Here is a 4,812-nt window from a genome sequence, read left to right on the forward strand (position 1 = left end):
AACTTCTGCACCATCCGCTCCTGCCTCGACACCCTACGCAAACAAGGGCACAGCATGCTGGAAGTGCTGCGCCGTGCATTTGCTGGCGATCCGATCAGGCCAACTGCGTAGCGGCTGAATAGTTACCTTTTCTTGCCCTTCAATATTTTTATCTACGGTAACGCAACCAAAGCTAACTGACCCGTAGTGCAATCGCGCTCCTGACCGGCGTGCGCCGTACTCATGGAACATATCTCTGAGTCTTCCTCTTTCGTTCCTCTGCAAAAGAGCGAACCAATCTGGATGAATTTTGGCAGAAGGCCCCACGTTCTCTGTAATTTCATAAGCTCCATCAGGTGCAGCCCTTTCAGCAAGAGGATTTCGGTCAAAAATGGAAACATTACCAGTCCTGCCGCCCGTAAAGGCGGAAACAGAAACAGTTTGGCCGGTGTCGTTGTCCCACATCGTAAGGTTTCCGGTTTCTCTGGCCAAAATCCCAGTTACGAGAAGGCCGTTGCGGTCAAGAGAGGCCAACGGCTCGCTGTTGGCATAAGCATACGTATTGATGCCCCCACTAAGACCAATTGGATCGGACTGCAAGTACCGCCCAGTCTGCGGATCGTAGTCCCTGTGGTAGTTGTGAAACAGATTCGTGCTTCGGTCGTAGTACTGGCCTGGCATGCGCAAGTTGAATGTAAAGGTACCTAATCCGCTGAAATTTTCGATCGGCGGCGTCAGCCCGAACGGATCACCGTTGTCCCAGCGCCAGACGATCTTGTTGTCGAGCTGGCGCGTGATCATCCGTGGCGTGCCCAAATGATCCGGATGAATATGGAACACGTTAATCGCCGTGCTTTGGGCAGGTGCCGTTCCTGTCACTGTCTGCGTCAGCACTGCCACCGGCAGGTTGCCCAGGTACACCGTCTCGCGCGTCGCCTTGCCGGTGAGATAGCTGTACTCGCCTACCAGCTGTCCTTGTTCGTCATAGACGAATATACCACCACCGTAAGTCTGGAATACACGCTGATCCAGGCCGTTGAACAGCTGGTGTGTTGTGACAGCACCGTTCTGGTTACGGTACGGCCGAGCCCGTCCGCTATAAGTGATGGCATGCGTGCCGTCCGTCGTCAAATCGCCCACGCCGTTATAGACATTTGTCTTTGCCGGCCCCGGGCCGGTGGTCGCGCTCAGCTTGTTGCTGAGCGGGTCGATAGTGTTCGTGTAGCTGTTCGCACCGAAGCTGGCCTTGATGCGGTTACCGCTGGCATCGTAGGCGTAGGTCTGGCTGGTTCCGTTGCCGCTGTAGCTGGTCAGGCGATTCAACTCGTCGTAGCCAAAGGTCTGGTCCAGGCTGGCAGGGCTGGGCGCCGTTCCCGTGCCGGCATGGGTGTATCCCTTGATGCGGCTGGCGGCCTCGTAATTGACCGTGCGCACAATGCCGTTCGCCGAAGGGCTTCCCATCGTATAGCTGCTGATGCGGCCATCGAGGTCGTAGGTGCGCACATGCGCGTACTGGTTTGCTGGAACGCTATTGCCCCATTTCCAGCCGGTGGTGCCGCCAAACGGTGCGTAGGTGATATTGTTCAGCAAAACAATGCTGTCGGTGCTCGTGCCGGTACCGTCGGCTTTCACCGGGTTCAGCGTGATGCTGGTGACCTGGCCCGCATGGTTGTAGCCATAGTTCACGCGGTTCCCGCTCGGGTAGGTCATGCTCGCCAGGCGGCCGTCCGCATCGTAAGCATAGGCCAGCGTATGCGTGTTGGTGTAGCTCCCCAAGCCGGTCGTGGTCTGCGATTTGGTCGCGAGCCGCCCGAATGCGTCATAGGTATACGTCGTGTAACCCGATTCATCCGTCATCCGCGTTAGTTTCCCGGCCGCATTCGGGGTCGGGGTAGCACCGCCGTCGTACTCGAACGTGGTAGCGATGGTGATCGTATAGACGATCCGGATCAGCCGGTTGAGCGCATCATAAAAATAGGTATCCGTGTAACCGCTCCCGTACGTCCTAGTCTTCAGGTTGCCGGCAGCATCGTAAGTCGATTTGGTGAGGCCAGTATCGGGACTACCCAACTCGCTGCGGTTACCCAGTCCGTCAACGGCATAACGCGTCTCCAGGTTGCGCGGATCGGTCACCGTCGCCACCTGGTCGACGCCGTCGTAACCATACTTGATGGTCGGACGGGCGCCGTTGGTGAGCGGCTGTTCCACCTGTTTTATACGGTCGAGTGGATCGTAGGTCAGGTTCGTCACCCGTCCCAGCGGATCGGTCACCTCCTTGAGGTTGCCCACGAGGTCGTATTTGTAACTGGTGGCCGCTTCCGGCACTGACTGTGCCGATGCCAGGGTTCCGGTATAGGCACCCAGCAGCGGGGTATACGTCATCGCAACAATCAATGCGCCAGAGGTCAAACGGCTGAAAATACGGCGGGTCATCGTGCAGCTCCGGTTTGGCTCGTCAGACGGCCGGTTTTGTCATAGGTACGGGTAATCTGGCGCACCAAGTTGCCGTTGGGGTCGCGCACTTCTTCCTTGATCCGGTTGCCGGTGAGGTCGAGCGTATAAATGATGCTCTCGTCGCGATCGCTGACAACGGAAGTGAGGCGGTGGGCGACATCGTAGGTGTACTTCGTCACGCTTTTGTCGGGGAACGTGACCATCTCGACCTGACCGGACGGCTTGTAGGCGTATGTCGTCATGTGTGTGGTCGTGCCGTCCGATACCGCATGCGACTCAAGCCATCCGCGCTCTGTGTAGCCCAGCTTTGTCGTGACGCCGTTTGGCGCGCGAATCGTGTGAACCCGGCCGTGGGCGTCATGGTCCCCGTAAGTCGTCTCCTGCTTGGCGGCGTTCGTTACCTTGACCAGATAGCCTGTGAGCGGATCATATTCGTACTTGGTGAGGTCAACGATATCGGTACGCGGGCCGGTCACGGTTTCCAGTTGCCCCTTAATGTATGTATATGCCCATTTCCGGACGCTTCCCGTCAGAGGCGCGTTCACTCCCTGCGCGCCCGTCAGGTCAGTGGTGGCCTGCTCAGTCCTGATGAGTACATTGCCGGTTTTTACGTCGTACTGGTATTTCGTAATACGCTTGGGTTCGGCGATGGTTTCCGGCAGGCGGAATTGGGCGTGCCATTTGGTGGTCGTTTTACGTAATGGCAGCGCGAGCGTTTGCGCAGCCAGCAGCGAAGGGCAATCGCCTGTCGTAGCGCCTTCGACCCGCGCCGTTTCCAGATTGCGCCCGGCCTCATATTGGAAGCAGCTGTAATTGCCGTTGAAATCCTTCGTCATGCTGACATTGCCGATGGCGTCATATTTACGTTGGGCGATCGAGCCACACTCTACGCAGGGTGCGTAAATGTTGGTGGTTTTGGCAACCCCTTGCACATAATCCTTTTCAAAGTAGCTCACCGACGTCACCGGTTTTTCCTTCGGCCCCACATAGTGGGTCACAATTGCCAATGGCGGCCCCCCTGTATCAGGCTTAGCGACATAGGCGACCGTGACCTTGTCGATGTCTTCGCCGAGTTGCGACGACGTCGCCCGCCCGGCGCAGTTGTAGGTCCAGCTGATGTGGCGATCTTCATTTTCATCGACTAGGCCAGTCATCAGGTTTCTGAAAGCCGTGGGGCCAAAACCATTTCCGGTTGTTTTGGTCAGGAATTTGCATTCCGTGTCGTCATTGATCTGGATTCTGCTTGCTTCGTTATACCAATACGTCTGGCTTTTTCCGTCAGGGTAAGTCACCTTGGTCAGATTGTTTGCCTTGCAGGAGACGCTGGCTTCATTGCCTGGAATGCAGCCGCCCGAGGCCCCGTCGTACTCGTAAAGAGTGGACTTCCCCGCCGGATCGATCATTTCGGCAATGCGGCCTTTCACGTCATACATGAACTGAAGCTGGCGTCCCCAGTTGTTCGTCACACAGAGCAGGCGGCCGGCCGGAAGTACGTCATCCGGATGCACGTTGGCACAAGCGGGTGCGGCTGCTGGAAAATGACTGACGCTAGTGTTATTACTGACGCCGTCGCTATACGTGAATACTTGCTTGAGCCCGCTGCGTTCTGTTACGGACAACAGCAAACCCTTAGCGTCGAAACGTTCCGTGCGGTCATGCTGTGCACTGGTGAGTATCCACTCTTTACGGCCAAATTGTCTCCCGCCATGACTGGCGACAGCCTGTCGCACACGTCGGGCGAACTGGTGTAATTGCCATTGGTGGAACGGGTGAACATCGTTTGCCTGCCGTCAGGATGGCTGACGGATACCCTGCTTGGAATCGGCTCATCGCTCCGGAAACCGGACGAGCAATCGAACGAGCCGTCTACCGGGGACCGCCAGCAAGTGCTTCCGCTAGTGTATTGTTTTTCAGGTCTGAGCGATTTGTTATACGAATGGGTCCAGCGCACGCCAAAGCCACGAACCACGTAGGGATCCGGATAGGTGGGCGCACTATTATAGAAACGGCTCAGCGTCAGGCTACTGGCGCTCTGCGGGGCCTGGTAATCCGTGATGATGTGCCACATATTGCCGGTGGCGGGCTGAATCGGTTTGCCGACGGTCGGTCCGGGTTCTTCAGGACATCCGACGCCAATATTTTTCCCGTCGGCATCCTTGTTTGTCTCAGGTGTGAAAGAGACGCATTTATCTTCCTCAGCGGAATAGCGATAGTTTTTCGCTGCGTTGCATACCAATCGCCAGCGCTTCATAGGGGCTCTATGACGTTTTCGGTGAAACTTGACGACCGCCACGGTATCGCCTAATTGAAACCGACCGCTTCGCGGCGGCCTGCAAGGGATTGACGGGTAAATGAGCGAGTTTGGACATGCGCAGATAG

The 4,812-nt window shown here is 56.8% G+C and carries 3 protein-coding genes; all 3 read right to left on the reverse strand.

The window, feature by feature from the left end; all coding sequences use genetic code 11:
- Nucleotides 1-33: 33 nt before the first annotated feature.
- From F2P44_RS33770 to F2P44_RS33780, 3 genes are read right to left on the reverse strand one after another with little or no spacing between them, the layout of a single operon-like run.
- Nucleotides 34-2,412, reverse strand: a complete 2,379-nt coding sequence (locus tag F2P44_RS33770) for an RHS repeat-associated core domain-containing protein (protein WP_167094387.1) — start codon at nt 2,410-2,412, stop codon at nt 34-36.
- Nucleotides 2,409-4,052 carry an RHS repeat domain-containing protein gene (locus F2P44_RS33775; protein ID WP_167094389.1) on the reverse strand — a complete coding sequence of 548 codons (1,644 nt, stop codon included), beginning with the start codon at nt 4,050-4,052 and terminating at the stop codon, nt 2,409-2,411. Before F2P44_RS33775 ends, F2P44_RS33770 begins: the two co-directional genes overlap by 4 nt.
- Nucleotides 4,043-4,684 (reverse strand): DUF6531 domain-containing protein, encoded by a 642-nt coding sequence (locus F2P44_RS33780; protein ID WP_167094391.1) that lies wholly within the window; start codon nt 4,682-4,684, stop codon nt 4,043-4,045. Before F2P44_RS33780 ends, F2P44_RS33775 begins: the two co-directional genes overlap by 10 nt.
- Nucleotides 4,685-4,812: the final 128 nt, after the last annotated feature.

The sequence above is a fragment of the Massilia frigida genome, assembly GCF_011682175.1.
GTDB lineage: Bacteria > Pseudomonadota > Gammaproteobacteria > Burkholderiales > Burkholderiaceae_D > Telluria_A > Telluria_A frigida.